This is a genomic window from Streptomyces sp. NPDC034049, from assembly GCF_055575575.1.
The window spans coordinates 295848-317683 of the sequence record NZ_JBVISJ010000001.1; the positions used below are offsets into that span (position 1 = coordinate 295848).

Consider the following 21836-nt stretch of genomic DNA (forward strand, 5'->3'; position numbering starts at 1 on the left):
GAGCCGTACATGAAGTCTGGCAGCAAGCCGCACAAAGGCCGCCGTCGCAAGGCGCGTCCGCCGCGCCGCACCACCCGTCCGCAGTTCCTGACGGTGGCGGCGCTGCTCGTGGTGGCCTCCCTGGTCGGCGGCTACCTGGTGCTGAACCGTTCGGCCGACACCGCGCCGACCGCCTCGTCGGCCGGCAGCGGTGACAAGGGGGCCACGAAGAAGGAACCCGTCTGGGACGGCAAGACGAAGATCATCGGTGACGGCTCCACCTCGTACACGGGCCCCCAGAAGGGGCGGTTGAAGGCCGTGCCGCTGAAGAAGGGCGAGAAGCCGCCGCAGTTCGTGGTCTTCTCCTGGGACGGCGCGCTGGCGGGCGACGACAACCTCTTCGAGCACTACCGGCAGATGGCGAAGAAGTACGGCGCCCACATGACGTTCTTCCTCACCGGCATCTACCTGCTGCCCAAGGAGAAGCGCGACCTCTACGACCCTCCGCAGCACGAGAGGGGCGCCGCCGCGATCAGCTACCCCACCGACGAACACATCCGCACCACCCTGGCGGAGCTCGGCAAGGCGTGGGAGGAGGGCAACGAGATAGGCACCCACTTCAACGGCCACTTCTGCGGGAAGAAGGGCGGCGGCGACTGGAGCGTCGCGGAGTGGAAGCAGGAGATCAAGGAGTTCAACTCCTTCCTCGCCAACTGGAAGACCAACACCGGCGACACCGACCTCGACCCGCTGCCCTTCACCGTCGACGCCGTCAAGGGCGGCCGCGCCCCCTGCCTGGAGGGCCAGAACAACCTCCTGAAGGCCGTCAAGGACTTCGGCTACCGCTACGACGCCAGCTCCCCGGGTGCCTTCCAGGTGTGGCCCGGCAAGAAGAACGGCGTGTGGGACTTCCCGCTGCAGATGCTGCCGTACGACGACGAGTACCAGGCCCTGTCGATGGACTTCAACTTCCTCTACAACCAGACCAACGGGCAGACCGACGGCGATCCGGCCATGTACCCGACCTGGCAGCAGGAGACCATCGACACCTACATGGCCGGCTTCAACCGCGTCTACTACGGCAGCCGCGCGCCCCTGCTCATAGGCAACCACTTCGAGCAGTGGAACGGCGGCATCTACATGAACGCCGTCGACGAGGTCATCAAGACCGTGTGCGTGAAGAAGGACGTGAAGTGCGTGTCCTTCGACGAACTCGCCGACTGGATGGACGTCCAGTCCCCGGAGACCCTGGCCAACCTGCGCGGACTCGACCCCGCCCAGGCCCCGGCCGACTGGGCGACCGTCGTGAAATAGCGTCACAGATACCCATGTTGCGCACTTGTTACTCCCCCCGGCCTCACTTCGCTTGAGGAGGTCATGTAAAGATTCGCTCCCGGGTACGACCAACCCGGGGTCAAGGAGAAAACCAGTGAGATCAAGGACGTTGAGCCTCGCAGGCTCGACCCTCGCGGCAGCCGTCGTGGCCTCCGCCCTGCTGCCCGTCGCCACGGCCGGCGCCGCCGCGTCGACGCCCAAGGTCACCAAGGCGACCAAGGACGCCTTCGGTCGCGTGGCGGACAACGTGCTCACCGACCGGACGGCCGTCCTGCTCGGCAGCAAGGCCGCGCGCAAGTCGCTGAAGCCCACCGGAGGCGTGAAGCTGTCCGCCGGCCAGAAGAAGGCCGAGGACGGCAAGCTGTCCGCGCTGAAGGGCACCAAGTCCCGTCTGGCGTCGCTCGGCGAGGCGTACACCTCGGCCGACACGAAGGTCACCGTCGACAGCGCCAAGGTCAAGGGCAAGAAGGCCACGGTCAAGGTCACCGAGACCACGACCCTGAAGTACCAGAAGATACGTGGCGACGAGCCCGCCTCCACGGGCTTCGACGCGCACCACGTGCTCACCTTCACCGCCCAGGCGAACGGCACCTGGCAGCTGACCGCGATGCGCTCCACCGACGGCGGTGCCCCGCGCATCAACGAGCCCGTCGCCGCGCCCGCGGACGCCAAGCTCAGCCGTACGCCGATGGCCGTCATCCAGGCGCCGAAGGCGGCCACCACGCCCAACCCGGTGGCCAAGCCGAAGACGCTCACGGGCGGCGCCTACAACTACAAGGCGATGGCGACCTACACCGAGACGTACTGGAAGAACTACAACCCGGCGTACCGCAAGTACAACGCGGCCGGCGGCGACTGCACCAACTACCTCAGCCAGGGCCTCCTGGCGGGCGGCTGGAAGCAGATCTCCACGGTCACGCCGGAGGAGTACGACACCTGGTACTACGCCTCCAACGGCACCGCCGACGCCTGGATCGGCGTCAACGAGTGGTCCTGGTTCACCCAGACCGCCAAGCGGACCACCGCGCTCGCGAACGTCTACCAGATGGACGTCGGCGACGTGCTCCAGGTCGACTTCAACAAGGACGGGTCCAAGGACCACTCCATGATGACGACCTACCGCAGCTCCAGCGGCGTCCCGTACCTGACGTACCACGACGCGGACACCTACCGCCGTTCGGTCGCGAGCATCATCGCCTCGTACCCGACCGCGAACTACTACGCGTACCGCACCTGAGCCCCGCTCTCACGGTGCCTCAGCCGGCGCCCTTCCCGTCGTCCGCGGCCGAGTCCGATCCGGTCCCCGCCGCGGCGTCGGGGAGGGCGTCGGCCCGTTCCAGCTTCACCATGCCCATGGCCGCCCTGAGCCGCGTCTCACGCTCCGACTCCTCCGGGTGGCGCGCCCGCCAGTACGGGCTGTCGTGCGGCAGCGCGGTGCCGACCCTGCCGTACATCCCGAACGTCATCAGCAGGATGCCGACGACGAAGCTGAACAGGACGTTCTGGATCCGGAACGCCAGGAAATTGGAGTCGGTGTCCAGCAGGGCCATGTTCGCGAAGCCGCTGAGGATGAACAGGACGCCCAGCGTCATGTTGAGCGTGGAGGCGAAGTTGCCGCCGATCACCATGCCGACCAGCAGCAGCAGCCCCACGGCGATCGACAGGACGCTCAGCGTGCCGTTGGTGTTCAGCCCCGCGACCGTGTCGCCGCGGGTGTCGAACCAGCCCACCTTGTCGATGAGCCCGAAGATGCCGAAGACGAGCAGGAACAGGCCCATCAGGCCCGCGCCGATCCGGTAGACCCTGCTGAGGCGGTGGTCGACGGGCAGGTGTTCGTCGATCCTGATCCGCCGCCGGGAACCCGCGTGCCGACCCTTGCCCGGACGCAGCGTGTGCGTGGCGTGCGTGGCCATGTCCGCCTCCCATCCGGTGTGAGCGGAGGCCTGCGTACCCCTTCAGCATCCGCCGCGGGGCTCCACCGGGCAACCGGGTCGGGGGAGGGGTCAGGCTCCGGCGCCGCGGTCCTTGCGGATCTGGTCGACCACCTGTGCCACCGTCTGCCGGACGGCCTCGGTCTCGGTCAGGAAGTGCCAGTAGTCGGGGTGTCGGCCCTCCAGCGTGGCGATCGCCCGGTCCAGCCGTGCCACGGACTCGTCCAGCGGGCGCGCGTGCCGCGGATCCGGAGTCGACCGCCCGGCCATCGCCAGCCGCTGCGCGTCCCGGATCGCGAACCGGGTCCGGTCGATCTCCTGCTGAGGGTCCTTCTGGACGGCGTTCAGCCGCCGCAACCGGTCCCCGGCGGCCGAGACCGCCTCGTCGGTGTGGTTCAGCAGCGCCCGCACGGTCGACAGCAGCGAGGTCGCGTCCGGCCACCGCTGGGCGTCCCGCGCGGCCCGCGCCTCGCGCAGCTTCAGCTGGGCCTGCTCGACGTCCCGCGCGGCCTGGTCCGGCACCTGCTGGAGGTCCTGCCAGCAGGCCGCCACGAACCGCCGCCGCAGCTCGCTCAGCACCCCTGGCACCTGCTCGGCCCGGGTGCCCAGCGCCTCCGCGCGGGTACGCAGCGACACGAGCCGGTGGTCGATCTCGGCGGCTCTCTCCGGTAGCCGCTCGGCCTCGGCGCGCACCGCCTCCGCCTCGCGCACGACGCGGTCGGCCCGCTCCAGCGTCTCCCGTACGCCGTGCTGCCCGGCCCCCTGGTTGAGCTTGGTCAGCTCGGGGGCGAGGGCCGCGAGACGGGCGGCCAGATCGTCGGCCTTCAGCCCGGAACCCCGTACGGCGTCCAGCGCGTCGGAGGCGGCGAGCAGCCCCTGCCGGGCGCGCTCCACCGCGGGGGCCAGCCGCGCCAGCTGGGTCTCGGCCGTGCCGAGCAGCGGCCCGAGCCCCTGGGCGAACCGGTCCAGCTCCTGCTTGACCCGGTCCAGCTCGTCCTTGGCGGCCGTCAGCTCGGCGCGGGCCCGGGACGCCGCGGACGCCTCCAGGTCGTCGCGGTCCAGGTCGTGGGCGTCGACGGCGTTGATGTACTGGTGGCTGACCTCGTCGATCCGCCGCCCCAGCGCCTCGAAGCCGTCGACCGCGCGGCGGGCGGCGGGGGAGTCGTCCACCGCCGTGATCGTCTCTATGGAGATCCGCAGATCCCGCTGCGCGGTGTCCAACTCGTAGAACGCGGCCGCCGCCGCGTCCTTCGCCGCCTGCGCCTCCGCCCGCTGCCCCTCGGCCCGCCCGCCGAACCACCGTCGCGTCCCGCCTCCGGCGAACGCCGCGGGCAGCACGAGCCCGGCGACGAGCGGCAGAACGAGCAGAGCGGCCTGGTCCAGCACCGCCGCCCGCCGCCGGGTCCGCCGAGCGCCGGGGGAGCCCGCCGGGGGCGCGGGGTCGGTGGTTGGTCGTGGTGCACGGCTGTGGGGGTGTGGTGCGCTCGGCACCCTCGGTGTGTACGGCTCTGTAGGTGTCGCCGTCACTTCCCTCTCCCGTGCTGTCATCCACCCTGACCGCTGCCATTCTCCCACCGGTCAAGGACGAAAACACGGGCCGAGCGGTTCGAGGTTCGCGCCGCCGTTTCAGTCGACGGTGCGGACCGTCACCGAGCCGTCCTTGGTGTGGGCGGTCACCACATGGGCGCTGCCCGCGTCACGGGGCACCGAGACGTCCACGGAACCGTCGTCGCTGCCGGTCTCGATCCGGTACGACGTGTCCCGGGGCAGCCCGATACTGATCGATCCGTCATCACTGCGCGATTCCACCAGGTCCGGCACGACCCCGAGTTCGAGCCTGACCGAACCGTCCTGCGTGCTCACCTTGACGCTCCGCGAGGCGACCCCGAGCGCCCGCACGGAGGCGTCGTCGGTGTGCAGCTCCAGCGGCCCGGTGGTGTCGCCGACCCGCACGGCACCGTCGGCGGACCGGACCTCCAGCGCCTCCGCGAAGCCCTTCGCGCTCACGCTCCCGTCGTCGCTCCGCACGGCGACCGCGACCCCGCGCGGGACCTCGATCCGGTGCCTGGCCGCGCAGTCGGCGACGATGCCGTCGCACTTCAGCCGCAGCTCCAGCCGGTCGTCCTTCATCTCCCAGGTCACCCGGGGCTTCCCGCCGACCATGACCCGCCCCTCGAACCACCGGGTGACCTCGACCTCGTCCACGTCCGCCGCGACCAGTTCGAGCGCGGAGTCGTCCGAGTCGACCGTGAGCGTCCGGCCCTCCAGGGCGAAGCTCCGGTGTTCCGGATCCCGGTCCTCCCCGGCGTCCGCCCCGCACGCGGCGACGGACGCCATGAGCACGACGGCGAGACCGGCGACCCCCACCGCACCCGCACGTGACCTGCGAGCCGTACGAGCCGTGCGAGCGGTGCGTGTCATGACGATCTCCCCCTGGGGCTGGTCTGCCGCTGTCCTTCGACCGTACGGAGCAGGGGAGTTGAGGGGGATCCGGGCGACTCCCGGATCAGGGGTGGGGTTAACCCCCGACCCAGGCCCGATGCCGGCCCGATACGGGTTTGCTGGGCACGCCCTCGGGCAATGTAGGCTGTCGACTCGTACTCGGGCGTGTAGCTCAGGGGTAGAGCGCCTGCCTTACAAGCAGGATGTCGGCGGTTCGAAACCGTCCATGCCCACCGAGACGAGGACCCCGGCCGATCACGGCCGGGGTCCTCGCGTGTCCGGGGCCCATGGGCCTCAGGAATCCCGCGCGTGCTTCAGATGGGTGCGGGCCTCGACCCTCTCCTCGGTGGCCATCTCCGACCAGAAGCGGTGGCAGCTCACGAAGACCGCCAGTTCCCGCTCGCGCGCGCGGAGCTTCTCGACCTCGGCCTGCTCGTCGGGCGTCCAGCCCGGCGAGGCGGGGCGCTCGACCTTGCGCCAGCCGTTGTCGTCGCTGAAACCGTCCAGGGGCTCGACCGACCAGGGCAGCCGCTTCAGCAGTGCCAGGAGCTCGGCCCGGACCTGATGCAGCTCCTCCTGACCGGCGAGAAGGTCCTCTGGGAAGTCATAGGTCTTAGCCACACGGCAATGGTACGCCTGTTCGATTTTGGGATGCGAGTTCCTTCTGCCGCTCCGGGCCCGGGTTCATCCGAACGGGGGGATGGCGTAGAGGGCCTGCTTGGAGTGTGGATCGATACCCAAGGTGAACCTTGGATATCGTCCCCTTCATGACCCTTGACGATCTCCGTGTCTTCGTCGCCGTCTGCCGGGCCGGGAGTCTCAGCGCGGTGGCCCGGGAGCTGGGGTGCACCCAGTCGGCGGTGAGTCAGCATGTGCGGCGGCTGGAGCGGGAGGTCGGTGTCGGGCTGGTGGAGCGGCAGGCCCGTGGCGTCGTGCCGACCCGGGCCGGCCGGCTGCTCCAGGAGGCGGCGGCCGAGGGCATCACCGGGCTCGACCTCGCGCTGCGCCGGCTGGCCGAGATGGTGCGCGGGGACGGCGGCGTCGTACGGGTCGCCACCGGCGGCACGACCGTGCGGCACTTCATGGCGCAGGGCATCGTCGACTTCCGGCGCTCGTACCCGGACGTGGGCCTGGAGTTCCAGACCGTCCGGTCGAGCGCGGGGTGCTGTGACGCGCTGGCCGACCCGTCCCGGGACCTCGACCTCTCCTGGCTGACCCTGGGGCCCGCCGTCCGGGGCATCGAACAGCGGGCCGTGGCGGAGCTGCCCTGGGTGCTCGCCGTGCGCGCCGACGACGAACTCGCCGGGCGGGACAGCGTGGAGGGCCGGGAGCTGGACGGGATGCGGCTGATCGGGCTGCCGGAGAACTCCACCTCGTACGCCCATCTCGACGCCGCCTACCGGAAGTTGGACATCTCGGTCAGCTCCTCCGGGGCCGGGGTCGCCGACTGGGACACCGCGATCCTCCTCGCCGAACTCGGCGTCGGCCACGCCGTGGTCCCCGCGCTCCCGGGCTGGACGGGCCCCGGCCACCCCGGGCTGCGCTTCGTCCCGGTCCCCGACCTGCCCCCGCTCACCGTCGGCTGGGCGGTACGGCGCTGGGACGCGCTGTCGCCCCCGGCCCGCGCCTTCGCCGACACGGTGGCCCGGCACGCGGTGCGGGTGGGGGGTGGGGTGCGGGCGGTCGAGGGGTGAGGCGGGGGCGTCCGCGTCGGCTCAGTGCTCCGCTGTTCGGGGTTCCTCGGCCGCCCGTGGTTCCGCCGTGCCCCTCGGCTCCGCCGCCGTCCTCAGCTCCGCCACCACCTCCGTCGCCACCGGTACGCGTACGCCGTGGCGTTCGGCCGAACGGAGCAACGCGCCGCCGATCGCGTCCAGTTCGAGGGGGCGGCCGGACTCGGCGTCGCGCTGCATGGACGACTTGGTGGCGGGCGGGAAGGCGTCGTAGCGGCGGAGCGTCTCGGCCGGATCGACGGGGGCACCGGCGGCCGTGCTGACCGCCGCCGTCTCCTCGACGAGAGCGGTCAGTTCCTCGCGGTGGCGGGTGCGGATCTCGCCGAGCGGCAGTCCGTGACGGGTCGTCAGCAGGGCGAACGGGGCCAGGAACGACATCTTCGCCCACAGCACGGCTGTCTCGTCCGGCAGGACGCGGGTGCCCACGCCTGCCCATTCCAGAGCGCCGGCAAGGGAGTTGAGGTGCTCCTGCGGCACCTTGTCGCCCGTGAGGTCGACCTCCGCGAAGGGGCTGCCGTGTTCGATGACGCCCGGGGCGACACGGGTCGACTCGACGCGGATGGTGGCGGGGGTGACCGGCACGGCGTCGCCGTAGTGGGCGCGGAGCTGCGCGGGGTGCTCGATGCCGTTCAGGAACGGGACGACCAGGGTGTCGGGGCCGAGGGACGCTGCCGGGAGGCGGTCCAGGGAGGCCGTCAGGGTGGTGTGCTTGACCGTGATCAGGGCCGCGTCGACCCGTTCGCGCAGCTCGGTCGCGGTCTCGACGCGGGCGGTGAAGTCGCCGAAGCGGGCGCTGGTGACCTGGATGCCGGCCCGCTCCAGGGTCTCCGCGGTGCGCTCGCCGGCCAGGCAGATCACGCGGTTGCCGGCGCGGGCCAGCAGGGCGGCGAGCAGTCCGCCCACGCCGCCCGGGCCCAGTACCGCCACCGTGAGCCGTTCTTTCGTCATGGTCGCCTCGTTTCCGTCGGGTGGGTCGTCCCGGCCCCGGTGATGATCACAAGAGGGGAGGGGGCAGTCAATCCTCGGGGGAACTTGGCCTTACCCAAGGTGGTGCTTGGGGCTGGAGGTGTGCGCCCGGGTGCGGCCGTGACCTGCCGGGTTCCGGGGGTGGGGTCGGGCGGGCGTGCGCGGGAGACTGGGGGCATGTGCCGCAGCATCAAGACGCTTCGACCGCCTGTCCTGCCCGAAGAGGCCACCGAGGACGACATCAGGGCTGCCGCCCTCCAGTACGTCCGGAAGGTCTCCGGCTTCCGTGCGCCCGCCGCTCACAACCGCGAGGTCTTCGAGCAGGCGGTGGACGCGGTCGCGGAGGCGACGGCCGCGTTGCTGGCCGGGCTGGAGGTGCGGGGGGCCGCGCGCCGGGCGAGCTAGAAGGTAAGTGCATCGACTTGCCATGGTGGTGGGGCGGGAGCTACCTTCCCTTCATGGTGAGTCCATTGACTTACCTTACGACTCGGCAAGGAACAGTGACATGGATCGTCTTGCGGGCAAGCGCGCCCTCATCACCGGCGGCACGAGCGGAATCGGTCTGGAGACCGCGCGGCGTTTCCTCGCGGAGGGCGCCGAGGTGCTGGTCACGGGCGTCACCCCGGCCAGCATCGACAACGCACGGCAGGTCCTCGGGGACAAGGTGCCGGTGGTGCAGGCCGACGCACGCGATCTCGACGCTCAGCGCGCCCTCGCCAAGCAGGTGGGTGAGCACTTCGGAAAGCTGGACGTGGTGTTCCTGAACGCCGGCGTCTCGGACTGGCGGCCGTTCGAGGACCACACGGAGGACAGCTTCGACCGGCTCTTCGACATCAACGTCAAGAGCGTCTTCTTCCTCACCCAGGCCCTGGTGCCCGTGCTGGCCAACCCGTCCTCGGTCGTCCTCAACGCGTCCAGCAGCGCGCACGGCGGCTACGGGAACTCGAACGCCTACGCCGCGACGAAGGCGGCTGTCGGCTCCCTGATGCGGTCGTGGAACGCGGACCTGCTCAAGTCGCACGGCATCCGGTTCAACGCGGTCAGCCCCGGCCCGGTGGACACCCCGCTCTACTCCAAGCTCGGGATCGAGGACCCCGCGGTGCAGGCGGCGGTCCTGGAGGGGATCAGCGCCGGCATCCCGCTGGGCCGCATGGGTCTGCCCGAGGAGGTCGCGGAAGCGGTCGTGTACCTGGCCTCCGACGCCTCCGCCTTCGCGGTGGGCCAGGACCTTATCCTGGACGGAGGCCAGACCGTTCTCTGAGAGCGAGGACGCGGCGGGTGGACGGGCGAGGGGCGTGGGTATGTCGGTGGCGGACCGAGCGGAAGCCGGTGGCGATACGTGCCGGGCCGGGTATCACGCGCAGGTCAAAGAGGAGAACCGCGCGCGGATCATCCGCGCCGCCCGTGACCTCTTCCTCGCCCGGGGATACGACAAGACCTCCCTCGCCCAGATCGCCAGGGAGGCCCGCGTCTCGACGGGCACCCTCTTCAAGCGGTACCCCTCCAAGGCCGCGCTGTTCGCGGCCGTCACCGCCGAACAGTGGCAGCTGGACGTGGAGTGGGCCGCACCGCCCCCGCCCGGTGATCCCCGGTACGGCCTGGACCACATCGGCCGCGACTACGCCTGCCTGGTCGCGCGGCCCCACACGGCGGCGCTGTGCCGCCTCATCATCACCGAACTCCCCCAGATGCCGGAGCTCGCCGACATCGTCGGCACCGGCTTCGCCATGGACCGCGGGCCCTTCTTCGACCGGCTCCGCGACTACCTGGAGGCCGAAGCGCGGGCCGGCACACTCGACTTCCGCTCGGCCGACGGGCAGTCACGGTCGGCATCCGCGGTGGCGGAGCAGTTCCTCGGCATGATCTCCGGCCAGTTCCTCTGGCCTCAACTCGTACGGACCGACTTCGTCCCGCCCAACCCGACGGACGCCGCGATCGTGGACGAAGCCGTCGCCCTCATGCTCGCCCGCTACGGCACCGGAGCCTGAACCCCGGGGCATCGCCCCCGTGTCAGCTGGGCTGCGGGCGGCGCATGAAGTACGCGGCCGCCGCGCCCGCGCCGAAGAGGGCGGCCAGGGACACCGCTGTCGCGAGCCAGGTGGGGCCGAGCCACTGGGCGCCGAAGTAGCCGAGGGCCACGCTGTACGCGGCCCAGGCGAGGCCGGCCAGGGCGGACCAGGGGAGGAAGTCGCGGGCGCGGTGGCGGGCGGCGCCGGCGCCCAGGGAGACCACGGAGCGGCCGGCGGGGGCGAAGCGGGCGACGACGACCAGCAGGCCGCCCCCGCGTACGAGCGCGGCGCCGAGACGTTCCTGCGCGGTGGTCAGCCGGCGGGAGCGGGCGATGGCGCGGTCGAGTCGGGCGCTGCCGCGCCAGGCCAGCCGGTACGCCACGAGGTCACCGAGCACGGACGCGGTCGCCGCCGAGAGCATCAGCACCAGGATGTCGGGGACCTCGCGGGGCATCGCGCCCGCCGCCGTCTCCGCCGCGGCGGCCGTGGCCACCGCGACCACCAGGACACCGCTCGGGAGGACCGGGAGGAACACGTCCAGCACGATGGACGCGCCCACCACGGCGTAGATCCATGGGCCGGCGGCCAGCCAACCCAGACTCTCAAGCACCGAGCACTCTCCTGTTGTCCCCCGACGTCACGGCGACCCGTGACAGCCGAACAGCGTACGCCCCGGGTATGACGGACGGCTCACAGGGGCTCATGTGTCCGTCACACCGTGTTCGTTGTTCAAGCGGGCGTTTCGTGGTTCGCGGTGCGTGTTCGTGATGCGCGGTGCGCCGACAGAGGTCGGTGGGGGAGACGCGCGTGGGGAGCGGGGCAGGGCTCGGGCCGGCCGCCGGGGTGGGTCAGGCCGCCACGGTGGCCTTGTTCGTGGCGGTGCTGTTCGCGGACGCGGCCTGGCGCTTGGCGAAGAGCTGGTCGAGGCCGAGCGCGCCGGAGCCGGTGAAGATCAGCAGGAACATGGCCCAGCAGAAGAGCGCCGCGGCCTCGCCGCCGTTCTCCACCGGCCACAGGGCCTCCGGCTGGTGGACCTTGAAGTACGCGTAGGCCATGGAGCCCGACGCGACGAACGCCGCGTAGCGGGTGCCGAGGCCGATCAGTACCAGGCCGCCGCCGACGAGTTGGATGACGGCCGCGTACCAGCCGGGCCAGGTTCCGGCGGCGACGGTGCCGCCCTGCCCGTCCGCGCCGCCCAGGACGCCGAAGAGGGTCATGGCGCCGTGGCAGGTGAAGAGCAGGCCGACGACGATGCGGAAGAGACCGAGAGCGTATGGCTGGGCGCTGTTGAGGCGTCCGGTCATGGTGGGGGGCTCCTTCGGTAGTGTCACCCGGTCCTCGTGAGACCGGTGGGGACGGTTATTACCGGTGAGTCACCCACGGTAGGCAGCCCTAATCGATGCTTGCAAGTTCAACATCTGGCCAGCTCTTCACCTGCGCCCGGGGGGCTTTCGCAGGTGTCGCCGCACGTAGAGCCGCTCGCGCCACGGCATCCGCATCCGAAAGTGTGACCGAATCCACCCCTGGCCGGGCGCCTGCCGCGGTGACCCAGTGCACACCCTCCGTCGGCACCCCGAACGCGAACCTCCGTGCGTGCACAGTGTTGTGACGGTCAATCAGGTAATACGGCCGCGGTGTGACGTCCAGTCCTCCGGTCTCGTATCCGTCCACCCGGTGCGGACGGCAGCCGCCCTTCGCCAGCAGATCGGCGAGCAACTCGTCGGCCGTCCTGCGCAGATCCGGCTCCGGGAGGCGCGCCTCGACGATGGTCGTCACACGGACCGCGGACCCCGGCACGTCGGGCGAGTGGGCCACCCAGGCACCGTCCTCCGGGCGCGTCCGCAGTCGGGGGCCCAGCACGGTCAGTACGCCCGCCTCGATCAGCGCGGACATCTCCTCGATACGGCTGCGCGGCGGGCCGATCGACAGGAACGCGTTCAGGGGGGTGTACCAGCGGTCCAGATGCTCCCGGCGTGACGCGCCCGCCAGTCCGCCGTGGTCCACGATCAGCCGCAACTCGTTGCGCAGGTCCCGCAGTACGTCCAGCGCGGCCTTCACCGGGCCCTCGACGTTCCCGAGGGCGGCCTGAGCGGCGTCCTCCCGCAGATACGCCAGCAGCCAGTCCCGCCAGTCCGCCGCGCCCGTGAACTGCCGCCCCGCGTACGGCCGCGCGACCCCATCCCACGACCAACGGTCCGCCTCCGCGATTCCGAACTCATCGAGCAGGGCGGCCTCTTGAGGGGAGCCCTGGGGTACGGCGAGGAAACGGTCGCGGAAGGGGGCGGTTCCCCCGAAGAGAGCGCAGGAGTGCCCGGGGAACGGCCCGTACACCGCACCGCCACCCGCCTCGCCCCGGCCGTCCCGAGACCGGCCGGGTGCCGGGGCCGATGGTGTCGCAGTCGGTGCCGACCGGTGGGGCGGTCGCGCCAACACGCCCTCGTAGTAGACCGTTTCGACCTCCTTCGCGACCAGGGGCCATATCTCCGTCAGGAAGTCCGGGGCCTCGCCGGAGTCCGCGCGTTTGCGGAACGCCGCGATGACCTCGGGGGTCAGGACGAGCGGGGCGTGGCGGCCGTAGGGGCCCTTCGCGTTGTCGCCGCGTGCCTGGTACGGGACGCCTCGCCGGGAGCCGGCGTACAGACGCGGCTCGCGGCCGGACGGCTCGTACCGCAGGCCCCCCTTCTCGGCGTCGTATACGAAGGAGCCGCCCCGCCCGGTCGTCAACAGGGCCATGTGGTCGAAGAAGTTGAGTCCGAGACCGCGCAGCAGCACGGGTTCCCCGGGGGCGACGGAGGAGAGGTCGAGGTCGGCCGGGTTGGCGGGCGGGAAGTGGCGCAGCCCGTGGCGGGCGGCGTACTCGGTGAGGTCCCGCTCGGCCCGGTCGGGGAGGGCGGGAAGGTGGCCCTGGGTGAGGACCACGGCGGCGAGGCCGGTGAGGACGCGGCCGGTGGCGAGCGTGAGCCGCTGGCCGCCGTCGGGGGCGTCCTCCAGACGGACCGCCCGGGTGCCGTGCACCTCGACCCGGATCCCGGGCGGCGCGCCCCGCACCACCTCGGCGAAGACCCACTCCAGATAGCGGCCGTACTGGGCCCTCGTCGGATAGTCGTCGGGCCCCAACTCGCCCGGCCCCTGGGACCGGCCCGGCTCACCCGTCTTGCCCGGCGCCTCCGCCCCACCGCTCGCCCGGCCGCTCGCCCACTCGTACAGGCTCGGGCCCCGGCGTATCGGGCCCGAGCACTCCACGCTGTCGTCGGTGAAGAGCGTGACCTGGGAAGCCACGGTGTTCATCAGCAGATGGGGGGACTGGTCGGTGCGCCAGACGCGGCCCGGGCCCGGCGGCGCGGGGTCGACGACATGGACGGTCAGACGGGTGCCGGGGCGGAGCAGTTCGGGCGCGGAGGCGCAGAGGCGTTCCAGGACGCTGGTGCCGCGCGGGCCGGCTCCGACGAGAGCGATGCCGATGTCACTGATCCCTGGCCGTTCGGACAAAGGAGTAACTCCCGTGCGTGTGGGGCGCATCGTGGGGCGCGGTGCGGCGGACCGCCCGCCGGCAAGCGGACGGTCCGCCTCATCATGCCGTCGTACGCGACGGGATCGGAGCGTTGGGGCTCATCGGACGCGCCGGGTGTGGGATGCCTCACGAGCATCTCGGACAACGGGGGCAACAACCGTGCGCAATGGGTGGATTAGCGGGTGAGTACGGACTCCGCCGCCGTTTCGAGGTGGGCCCTGCCGCCCCGCCGGGCCCGTGCGCGGTCCAGCCGCAGCCGTGCCGAACGGCCGTGCAGGGTCAGCGTCATGAGGTGGTTGCCGAACCAGGGGCCGTCCGTCCTGCGCCAGTCGATGGACGGCCGCGCGCCCCGGCCGTGCCGCCCGAACCACCGGCCGAGCGCTCGCCCCGTGCCGCTCCAGCCGAAGCGGAAGCCGAGCTTTATGGAGAGCGGGATGGAGTTGTGCACGGGGGAGCAGGTGAGCTGGAGCACGCGCGCGTCCGGGCCCCCGGCACCGCCCGGCTCGCCCTCCGGCCACGACGGTTCGGCGACGTACGCGTGGTGCACGTCCCCGGAGAGCACCAGCACGGTCGCCGGCGCGTCGGTGCCGCCGCCCGCCTCGGCGATCAGCCGGGTCAGGGCCTCGAAGGAGTCGGGGAAGGCCGCCCAGTGCTCCAGATCGGCGCCCCGGCGCAGCTTCTCCCCGAACCGGGCCCAGCGGTCCCCGCGCTCGCCCCCGCAGAGCGCCGCGCTCCAGGACTCGGCGTCGTGCACGAGGTGGGGCAGGAGCCAGGGCAGGGAGGTGCCGATCAGCAGATGGTCGTAGGAGCCGCGCGCGTCCAGCGCCTGGTCCCGCAGCCACCGCGCCTCGCCGGGGTTCAGCATCGAGCGGTTGCCCTCGTCGAGGACCCGCGCCCCGCGTGAGTCGAGCATCAGCACCCGTACGCGACCGAAGTCCCGCCGGTAACTCCAGCGGACCGAGGCCGGGTCCCGGTCGGCCTCGGCGGCGTGGGCGCGCAGCGCGTCCGTGCCGTCCGGGGTGGCGCGCACAGCGGCGTGGACCGGGTCGGTGGCCAGTTCGGCGGGGGAGAGGTTGCCGAGGTGCTGGTAGACCCAGTACGACATCAGGCCGCTCAGGATCCGCTCGCGCCACCAGGGGGTGGCCCGCATGTCGGCGAGCCAGGACGCGCTGGTGTTCCAGTCGTCGATGACGTCGTGGTCGTCGAAGATCATGCAGCTGGGGACGGTGGAGAGCAGCCAGCGGATCTCGGGGTCGAGCCAGGACTCGTCATAGAGGTGGGTGTACTCCTCGTAGTCCGCCACCTGGCTCCCCGGCGGGTCCGCGAGGTCGCGTCGCGCGGCCAGCCAGCGGCGGGTGGCGTCGGAGGTCTCGTCGGCGTACACCTGGTCGCCGAGGAGCAGGAGGACGTCGGGGCGCTCCGCGCCCGGTTCGGCGGACAGCCGGGCGGCCAGCGTGTCGAGGGCGTCCGGGCCCACCGGGTCCGGCTCCCCGCCGGGCGGCGCGGCCCAGCGGCAGGAGCCGAAGGCGATCCGGACGGTGTCGCCCTCGGCGGGCGTGCGGATCTCGGAGGGCGGATGGGGGGAGTCGGGGAGGGGCCACACGGGTGCGCCGTCGAGGAGCACCTCGTACGCCGAGGCCGTGCCCGGCGCGAGCCCCGTCACCGGGACCAGCGCGTAGTGGTGGCCGGCGATCTGGAAGGTGCGGGCCTCACCGTGTCCGCCGCCGGCGCAGCGCACCTCGGCGACGCACGGTCGGTCCGTCTCGACCCAGACGGTCGCGGACGAGCCGTCCACGTATCTCAGCAGTGGTCCCAGACGCAGCCCCGTCATGAGCGATCACTCACTCCTTCTCCGCCGGTTCACCTCCGGGGGCGCGCCTCTTCGGACCCGCCTCCTCCGTCGCCCCGTACGGTACGGAACGACGGAGGGGAACGGCGAGCTTCCGGAGCGGTTTCGCGTGCGAGAGTCAGCAGCTCGCCAGGTAGCTGGTGAGGGCGCTCTTCTCCGCGGAGTCGACCGAGAGGTCGTAGTAGTACTTCACCTGGACCCAGGCGCGGACGTACGTGCAGCGGTAGGCCGTGCGCGACGGCATCCAGGTGGCGGGGTCCTGGTCGCCCTTCGCCTGGTTCACGTTGTCGGTGACCGCGATGAGCTGCGGGCGGGTGAGGTCGTTGGCGAAGGCCTGACGGGTGGCGCTGCTCCAGCTGTCGGCGCCGGAGTCCCAGGCCTCGGCGAGCGGCACGAGGTGGTCGATGTCCAGGTCGGAGGCGAGCGTCCAGGTGGCGCCGTCGTACTGGGAGTACCAGCTCCCGCTGGTGGAGGCGCAGGCGGAGTCGGTGACGACGTTCGTACCGTCGCGCTTGAGGACCGTCTCGCGGGTGTTGCAGGTGCCGCTGATGGTGATCCAGTGGTTGAACAGGTCCCGGTCGTAGCCGGTGCGGTCCTCGGTCGCCACGGTGAGGGTGGCGAGGTAGGAGCGGGCGGTGGAGGCGCTGATGGGGGTGGGGAGCGCGGCGGAGGCGGTGGGGGCGTTGAAGAGCGCGGCGGAGGCTATCAATCCGCTGAGCGCCGCGAGTATGCTGACTCGTCGACGCGCGTAGAACCTGCGCATGTGAACTCCTTGTGGGGCCGGGGGCGTTGGGGAGTGAGCGATTGAAGGGTCGCGCCGCGGTGTTACCGGCGGATGTGCGTCGGGTGAGAAGTTAATGACGTGGGCATGACACGACAAGGGGTGCGGTCGTGATTGTGGCCGACGCGCTCCGGGGTGGGGTGCGTGATCCGTCGGCGGGCGCGGGTGCGGGGGGCCTCTCCCCGCAGTTCCCCGCGCCCCTGACGAGCAGGGGCTGCGCCCCGAGCCGTGACGCGCCCGGCGTACCATGGACCGCGCAGAAGGGGAGTAGCTCTTCGCCGGACCGTCGACATACTGCTCAGCTCGTCTGAGCCGGCGCCCGGAGGCGGGTCCCGTGACCGGGACCGCGCCAGCGAGACCTTCGGCAAGCAGTGCACCGTCCGTGCCGCCCGGCACGGGCCGACCGTGTGCTGCCGTGCCGAGGTGTCGCGTCAGCGGATGATTTCTCTCGGTGGGGCAGCCGACCGATTGAGGAACCTTGATCAGCTTCAGTGTCACGGCGCTCGTCTTCGGCGTCGTCTTTCTCGCCGAACTCCCCGACAAGACCGCACTCGCCGGTCTCGTCCTCGGCACCCGCTACCGCGCCTCCTACGTCTTCGCCGGAGTCGCCGCCGCGTTCGCCGTGCACGTCGCGCTCGCGGTGGCGGCCGGCAGCGTCCTCACGCTGCTGCCGCAGCAGATCGTGCACGCGCTCACCGGCGTGCTGTTCCTGGGCGGCGCGGCGGTGCTGCTCATGAAGAAGGACGAGGGCGAGGAGGAGATCCGCAGGCCCGAGGACCAGAGCTTCTGGAAGGTCTCGGGGGCCGGCTTCATGCTCATCCTGGTCGCCGAGTTCGGTGACCTCACCCAGATCATGACGGCGAACCTCGCGGCCCGGTACGACGACCCGCTCTCCGTCGGGCTCGGGGCGGTCCTCGCCCTGTGGGCCGTCGCCGGGCTCGGCATCGTCGGCGGCCGGGCGCTGATGAAGCGGGTGCCGCTCGCGCTGATCACGCGGATCGCCGCCGTGCTGATGCTGGGGCTCGGTGTGTGGAGTCTGTGGGAGGCCGTGGCGGGATGAGTGGACCGTACGGGTGACGGGGTGGCGGGGGCCCGGATTGTTTTGTACCGTAGGGGAACAAAGTGGCTCCCGCCCGCATTCCCTGACCGGTGGGCGGGGCCGCCTTGTTCCCTCCGGGCCGCCTCGCCGGGTGCGACCCCGTCCGCGGCCCCCTTCTCCGCGCCCTGGAGCTGCTGATGACGGCCACGACCGTTCTGACCGCCCGCGCCCTCCTGCTGGACATGGACGGCACCCTCGTCAACTCGGACGCCGCCGTCGAACGTGTCTGGCGGCGCTGGGCCGAACGGCACGGGCTGGACGGCGCCGACATCATGAAGGTCGTCCACGGCCGCCAGGGGTACGCCACGATGGCCGTCCTGCTGCCGGACCGGCCCATGGAGCAGAACCTCGCGGACAACGCGCGGATGCTGGCCGAGGAGACCGCCGACGTGGACGGCGTCGTCCCGATACCCGGCGCGCCCGAGTTCCTCGCCTCCCTCGTCGCCGGCAAAGTCCCGCACGCCCTCGTGACCTCGGCGGACGTCGCGCTGTCCACGGCACGGATGGGCGCGGCCGGGCTGGCGCTGCCCGACGTACGCGTCACCGCCGAGTCCGTCGGCGCGAGCAAGCCGGACCCCGAGGGCTTTCTGAAGGGGGCCGCCGAACTGGGCGTCGCGCCCGAGGACTGCGTGGTCTTCGAGGACTCCGAGGCGGGGATCCGGGCGGGGCGCGCCGCGGGGATGCGGGTCGTGGGCATCGGGGAGCGCGCCCGGCCCCACGGGCCGGACGTCGTGGTGCCGGACCTGACCACGGTGCGGGTCGAGATCGCCGCGGGTGGTCTGATCCGGCTCACGGTGGGTTGAGCTTTCCGGTGGGTCGAGGCTCGTGGTGGGGTGCGCTTAGTGATCGGTCGAGCCCCGTGCCCGAGTGGGCCCTGCGGGTCGGCTGAGCCCCGTGCCCGAGTGGGCCCTGCGGGTCGGCTGAGCCCCGTGCCCGAGTGGGCCCTGCGGGTCGGCTGAGCCCCGTGCCCGAGTGCGCCCTGCGGGTCGGCTGAGCCCCGTGCCCGAGTGCGCCCTGCGGGTCGGTCGAGCCCCGTGTCAGCTGTGGTGGTCGAGTACCTCCGTCAGCCTGGTGAAGCCGTCGGTGCCGTGGCCCTGGGCGATGGCGCGGCGGACGAACCCCTCGGCCGACCGCATGACGCTCGCGTCGATCCCGTGGGACTCGGAGACCTCGATGACGTGGGTCATGGTCGACAACGCCGAGGTCAGCGGATTGCCCTCGCCGGAGTGCCGACCGCTGTCGACCTCCTTCGCGCCCTCCTCGAAGAGCGGCGGCAGGATCGCGGCGATCCCCTGGGCGAACGGGGTCAGCTCCTGAGCGCTGACACCCTCCGCCCGGGCCAGCGCCAGGGCATGGGTGTAACCGGCGATCGAGGTCCAGAAGAGGTCGAGCAGCGCCACGTCGTACGCGGCCGCCCGGCCGATCTCCTCGCCCAGGTGGGTGTGGGTGCCGTCCAGCGCGTCCAGGACGGGCCGGTGGGCGCGGTACAGGTCCGCGTCGCCGCTGTAGAGGAACACGCCGTCCGGGGTGCCGATGACCGGCGTCGGCGTCATGATCGCCCCGTCCAGGTAGGCGACGCCGTGCTCGGCCGCCCACGCGGCGGTGTCCCGGGCACGGTGCGGGGTGTCGGCGGTCAGATTGACCACCGTGCGCCCCTTGAGGGCCCCGGTGACCGCCGGAGCGCGCAGCACCGCGTCCGAGGCGTCGTAGTTGACCACGCAGACGACGGTCAGCGGGCTGGCGGCCACCGCCTCCTCCGCCGACCCGGCGCCGATCGCGCCGCGCGCCACCAACTCCTCGTCCCGGCCCGGCGTACGGTTCCAGACCGTGGTCCGCAGCCCGGCGTCCAGGAAGGCGCCGGCCTGGGCCCGGCCCATCGGGCCCAGGCCGAGCACGGTGACGGAAGGGGCCTCGCCGGCGGTGTCGGGGGCGGCGGCGGTGTGCTGTTCGGTGTGTGCGGGCATCGCTCGGTGACTCCTGTGCAGAATAGGTCGGTTCGTCGATTCACGACTGATGGGCGAGGGGGAACGGGAATGAGGCGCAGGCGTGCCCAGGACACGAATGTGTGCGGGGTGACCGCGGCGGTCGCCGTGATCGAGGGGAAGTGGAAGCCGTCGCTGCTGTGGCGGTTGGAGTCCGGCCCGCGCCGGCCGGGTGAGCTGCGCCGGCTGCTGCCGGGGCTCACCGAGAAGGTGCTGACGCAGGCGCTGCGCGAGATGGAGACGGACGGGCTCGTGCACCGGGAGGTGCACGATGTGCTGCCGCTGAAGACCGTCTACTCGTTGACCCCGTTCGGCCGCGAACTGGCCGAGGCGCTGGGGCCGTTGTCGGACTGGGGGCACCGACGTCTGGAGACGCTCACCGGAGCGTCACCGTCGGCGACGTCGTCGCCGTAGGCCTCACCGTCACGTCATCGTCTCGTCTTCCGCCCTGCTCGGTGGCGCGCGCCCCGTCGGCCGCTCCCTCACCACAAGGATGGTCCGACGTCGACCGGCCGCCAAGTACCCACAAAAAAGTGGGTACTTGGGGTGGGCGCCGATGGGCTTGGCACCCGCGTGGGTTTTCCCCCACCAGAGGCCCTGACCCGCCTCCCCGCCGGCTCGGGAGCACCGGGCCCCCGTCCGGATGCCGTCGTGGCTCGGGCGGGGGCCTTCGCCCCGGGGCGCGCGGGGGTGCGTGCGGAGGGGCCGTACGGGGGAGGGGTGTGCGGGGGGCGGGTCAGGAGTCGGTCTTCGGGCCCGTCTGCTGGAGGACCTCGAAGGTCCAGACGGAGGAGTCGGAGGCGGCCGGCCGGGGGCGATCGCCGCCGCCACCGCCCTGGTGGGCCTGCTTCATGGGGCCCTCCATCCACGCCTGGAAGGCGGCCTCGTCACGCCAGCGGGTGTAGACGAGGTAGTTGTCGGTGCCGTCGACAGGGCGCAGCAGCTCGAACCACTCGAAACCGTCGGAGCTCTCGACCACCCCGGCGCGGGAGGCGAACCGCTTCTCCAACGTCTCGCGCTGCTCGGCCGGAACCGAGAGGACATTGATCTTGACGATGCTCATGGCCTCATCCTGCATCACTCGGGAGCAGGGGGCGCCGGTCGGCCCCGGCGGTCAGGGCTCCTTCGTCTCGGACTCCAGGCGCTGGCGGGTCACCACGCCGTAGACGCCCGGCTCCTCCTTGTCCTTCGTGATGCCGCGGGTGTTCTGGTAGACGATGACGGCCTGCTCGACCTGCTCGTCGAAGTTCTGGTCGATGTCACCGGTGTAGAGGCCCAACTGGCGCAGCCGGAGCTGGAGTTCGGTCACCTCGGGGTCGTCGTCGCCGGCCCGGAGCGTCTTGGGGACCACGAGCCGGCTGTCGTCCGCCTCGTTCGCGTCCGCCGCCGACGACCCGGTGGAGGCGCCCGCGCTCGGCGCGCTCCGCCCGGGGGACGGTGACACGGACGGCGACGGCGATCCCGACGGCTCCGAGGGTGACGGAGAGGGCGACGACTCCTTCGTGGGGCTCGGCGACCCCGCGCCGCCGCCGCTCGACGGCGCCGGTGCGGGCGCCCCGCCCCCGCCGCCGCCCTCCCCGGGTGTCTCCACCGGCGACGCCTCCCCGTCGGGCGACGTGTCCGGCACGCTCGCCCGCAGGTCGTCCGGCAGCGCCCGGTCCCGCTCGGGGGCTTCGTACGAGAACAGCCCGCTCGCGAACCCGGCGGCCGCCATCACTCCGGCGGCGGCCGTGCCGGCGAGCGCGACCATCAGCCCCGTACGGCGGCGCCGCCGCCCCCGGGGACGTCCTGCCGACGGCACGGAGGAGGGGGAGGAGGGAGCTGAGGGGGAGGGGAAGCGGGTCGTGGGCGCCGCCGAGGTGGCCGGGCCGGACATGGGCGAGCGCCGCGGGTTCGGTTCGCCGGGCGCCGTCGTCCCCGTAGGCACCGGCGTCGTCGCCGTCGTCGCCGTCGTCGCCGTGGTCATCGGCATCGCGGTCGTCGGGGTCCGGTCGGGGTTCGGCCCCGCGGCGTCGTGGTCCTCGCCCAGTTCCACGTAAGGGCGTATCCGGAGGGGGTCGAAGTCCTCCGCGGCCGCGGCCTCGGCCGTACGGGTTTCGAGCAGGGCCTCGGAGGCGCGGCGTCCGCACGCGCAGGACGGCGTGCCGTCCGCGGCCCGGGGTGTGAAGCACTCCGGGCATATGTGACTGGTCGGTTCACTCACGTGTCGGTCCTCCCCGCGA

Annotated in this window: 23 protein-coding genes and 1 tRNA gene; 11 read left to right on the top strand and 13 right to left on the bottom strand. The window is 72.0% G+C overall.

The features are described from left to right. Positions 1-9 precede the first annotated feature (9 nt). Positions 10-1293 (top strand): polysaccharide deacetylase family protein, encoded by a 1284-nt coding sequence (locus ACZ52C_RS01275; protein WP_469072825.1) that lies wholly within the window; start codon positions 10-12, stop codon positions 1291-1293. 115 nt (positions 1294-1408) lie between these two features. Continuing rightward, positions 1409-2551: an amidase domain-containing protein gene (locus tag ACZ52C_RS01280; RefSeq protein WP_469072826.1), complete on the top strand. Its 1143-nt coding sequence runs from the start codon at positions 1409-1411 to the stop codon at positions 2549-2551. A gap of 19 nt (positions 2552-2570) precedes the next feature. Here ACZ52C_RS01280 and ACZ52C_RS01285 read toward each other — a convergent pair whose 3' ends face one another. From ACZ52C_RS01285 to ACZ52C_RS01295, 3 genes are all read right to left on the bottom strand, one after another. Beyond that, positions 2571-3227 carry a DUF4383 domain-containing protein gene (locus tag ACZ52C_RS01285; protein WP_319099866.1) on the bottom strand — a complete coding sequence of 219 codons (657 nt, stop codon included), beginning with the start codon at positions 3225-3227 and terminating at the stop codon, positions 2571-2573. A 90-nt stretch (positions 3228-3317) separates the two neighbouring features. Continuing rightward, positions 3318-4772, bottom strand: a complete 1455-nt coding sequence (locus tag ACZ52C_RS01290) for a hypothetical protein (RefSeq protein ID WP_469072827.1) — start codon at positions 4770-4772, stop codon at positions 3318-3320. 99 nt (positions 4773-4871) lie between these two features. Then, positions 4872-5666, bottom strand: coding sequence for a DUF4097 family beta strand repeat-containing protein (locus ACZ52C_RS01295; RefSeq protein ID WP_469072828.1), 795 nt, complete (start codon positions 5664-5666; stop codon positions 4872-4874). A gap of 182 nt (positions 5667-5848) precedes the next feature. On the opposite strand from ACZ52C_RS01295, the gene ACZ52C_RS01300 reads away from it, so the two are divergent. Next, a tRNA-Val gene (locus ACZ52C_RS01300) sits at positions 5849-5920 on the top strand. Positions 5921-5981: 61 nt separating this feature from the next. Here the strand turns inward: ACZ52C_RS01300 and ACZ52C_RS01305 are convergent. Further along, complete coding sequence (locus ACZ52C_RS01305; protein ID WP_469072829.1) at positions 5982-6308, bottom strand: hypothetical protein; 327 nt, start codon at positions 6306-6308, stop codon at positions 5982-5984. Positions 6309-6454: 146 nt separating this feature from the next. On the opposite strand from ACZ52C_RS01305, the gene ACZ52C_RS01310 reads away from it, so the two are divergent. Beyond that, the gene (locus ACZ52C_RS01310; RefSeq protein ID WP_469072830.1) at positions 6455-7381 is read left to right on the top strand and encodes a LysR family transcriptional regulator; all 927 of its coding nucleotides are present in this window, start codon (positions 6455-6457) and stop codon (positions 7379-7381) included. A gap of 21 nt (positions 7382-7402) precedes the next feature. On the opposite strand, the gene ACZ52C_RS01315 is transcribed toward ACZ52C_RS01310, so the two are convergent. Then, positions 7403-8365 (bottom strand): ketopantoate reductase family protein, encoded by a 963-nt coding sequence (locus ACZ52C_RS01315; RefSeq protein ID WP_469072831.1) that lies wholly within the window; start codon positions 8363-8365, stop codon positions 7403-7405. A 195-nt stretch (positions 8366-8560) separates the two neighbouring features. Between ACZ52C_RS01315 and ACZ52C_RS01320 the strand changes: the two genes are divergently transcribed. From ACZ52C_RS01320 to ACZ52C_RS01330, 3 genes are all read left to right on the top strand, one after another. After that, positions 8561-8788 carry a DUF2277 domain-containing protein gene (locus tag ACZ52C_RS01320; RefSeq protein ID WP_319099875.1) on the top strand — a complete coding sequence of 76 codons (228 nt, stop codon included), beginning with the start codon at positions 8561-8563 and terminating at the stop codon, positions 8786-8788. 100 nt (positions 8789-8888) lie between these two features. Further along, a complete protein-coding gene (locus ACZ52C_RS01325; protein ID WP_469072832.1) occupies positions 8889-9644 on the top strand; it encodes an SDR family oxidoreductase in 756 nt (251 codons plus the stop codon). A gap of 40 nt (positions 9645-9684) precedes the next feature. Beyond that, a complete protein-coding gene (locus ACZ52C_RS01330; RefSeq protein WP_469072833.1) occupies positions 9685-10371 on the top strand; it encodes a TetR/AcrR family transcriptional regulator in 687 nt (228 codons plus the stop codon). A 22-nt stretch (positions 10372-10393) separates the two neighbouring features. On the opposite strand, the gene ACZ52C_RS01335 is transcribed toward ACZ52C_RS01330, so the two are convergent. The 5 genes from ACZ52C_RS01335 to ACZ52C_RS01355 form a co-directional block, all read right to left on the bottom strand. Continuing rightward, positions 10394-11002: a DedA family protein gene (locus tag ACZ52C_RS01335; RefSeq protein ID WP_469072834.1), complete on the bottom strand. Its 609-nt coding sequence runs from the start codon at positions 11000-11002 to the stop codon at positions 10394-10396. 238 nt (positions 11003-11240) lie between these two features. Next, positions 11241-11696, bottom strand: a complete 456-nt coding sequence (locus ACZ52C_RS01340; protein ID WP_469072835.1) for a DoxX family protein — start codon at positions 11694-11696, stop codon at positions 11241-11243. Positions 11697-11784: 88 nt separating this feature from the next. Then, positions 11785-13911 (bottom strand): FAD/NAD(P)-binding protein, encoded by a 2127-nt coding sequence (locus ACZ52C_RS01345; protein ID WP_469072836.1) that lies wholly within the window; start codon positions 13909-13911, stop codon positions 11785-11787. 167 nt (positions 13912-14078) lie between these two features. After that, positions 14079-15734: an alkaline phosphatase D family protein gene (locus ACZ52C_RS01350; RefSeq protein WP_469072837.1), complete on the bottom strand. Its 1656-nt coding sequence runs from the start codon at positions 15732-15734 to the stop codon at positions 14079-14081. A 136-nt stretch (positions 15735-15870) separates the two neighbouring features. After that, positions 15871-16515 (bottom strand): HNH endonuclease family protein, encoded by a 645-nt coding sequence (locus tag ACZ52C_RS01355; RefSeq protein ID WP_469072838.1) that lies wholly within the window; start codon positions 16513-16515, stop codon positions 15871-15873. A gap of 496 nt (positions 16516-17011) precedes the next feature. Between ACZ52C_RS01355 and ACZ52C_RS01360 the strand changes: the two genes are divergently transcribed. Next, positions 17012-17593, top strand: a complete 582-nt coding sequence (locus ACZ52C_RS01360) for a TMEM165/GDT1 family protein (protein ID WP_469072839.1) — start codon at positions 17012-17014, stop codon at positions 17591-17593. Positions 17594-17769: 176 nt separating this feature from the next. Further along, a complete protein-coding gene (locus ACZ52C_RS01365; protein WP_469072840.1) occupies positions 17770-18435 on the top strand; it encodes an HAD family hydrolase in 666 nt (221 codons plus the stop codon). A 234-nt stretch (positions 18436-18669) separates the two neighbouring features. On the opposite strand, the gene ACZ52C_RS01370 is transcribed toward ACZ52C_RS01365, so the two are convergent. Next, positions 18670-19596 carry an NAD(P)-dependent oxidoreductase gene (locus tag ACZ52C_RS01370; RefSeq protein WP_469072841.1) on the bottom strand — a complete coding sequence of 309 codons (927 nt, stop codon included), beginning with the start codon at positions 19594-19596 and terminating at the stop codon, positions 18670-18672. Between the two features lie 69 nt (positions 19597-19665). On the opposite strand from ACZ52C_RS01370, the gene ACZ52C_RS01375 reads away from it, so the two are divergent. Continuing rightward, positions 19666-20028 (top strand): winged helix-turn-helix transcriptional regulator, encoded by a 363-nt coding sequence (locus ACZ52C_RS01375; protein ID WP_469072842.1) that lies wholly within the window; start codon positions 19666-19668, stop codon positions 20026-20028. Positions 20029-20350: 322 nt separating this feature from the next. Here ACZ52C_RS01375 and ACZ52C_RS01380 read toward each other — a convergent pair whose 3' ends face one another. Both ACZ52C_RS01380 and ACZ52C_RS01385 read right to left on the bottom strand, forming a co-directional pair. Further along, the gene (locus tag ACZ52C_RS01380; protein WP_469072843.1) at positions 20351-20677 is read right to left on the bottom strand and encodes an antibiotic biosynthesis monooxygenase family protein; all 327 of its coding nucleotides are present in this window, start codon (positions 20675-20677) and stop codon (positions 20351-20353) included. A gap of 51 nt (positions 20678-20728) precedes the next feature. Further along, complete coding sequence (locus ACZ52C_RS01385) at positions 20729-20965, bottom strand: peptidoglycan-binding domain-containing protein (protein WP_469072844.1); 237 nt, start codon at positions 20963-20965, stop codon at positions 20729-20731. Here ACZ52C_RS01385 and ACZ52C_RS01390 point away from each other — a divergent pair. Beyond that, a complete protein-coding gene (locus tag ACZ52C_RS01390; RefSeq protein ID WP_469072845.1) occupies positions 20955-21653 on the top strand; it encodes a hypothetical protein in 699 nt (232 codons plus the stop codon). The two genes, ACZ52C_RS01385 and ACZ52C_RS01390, sit on opposite strands and share 11 nt — an antisense overlap. Positions 21654-21836 lie beyond the last annotated feature (183 nt).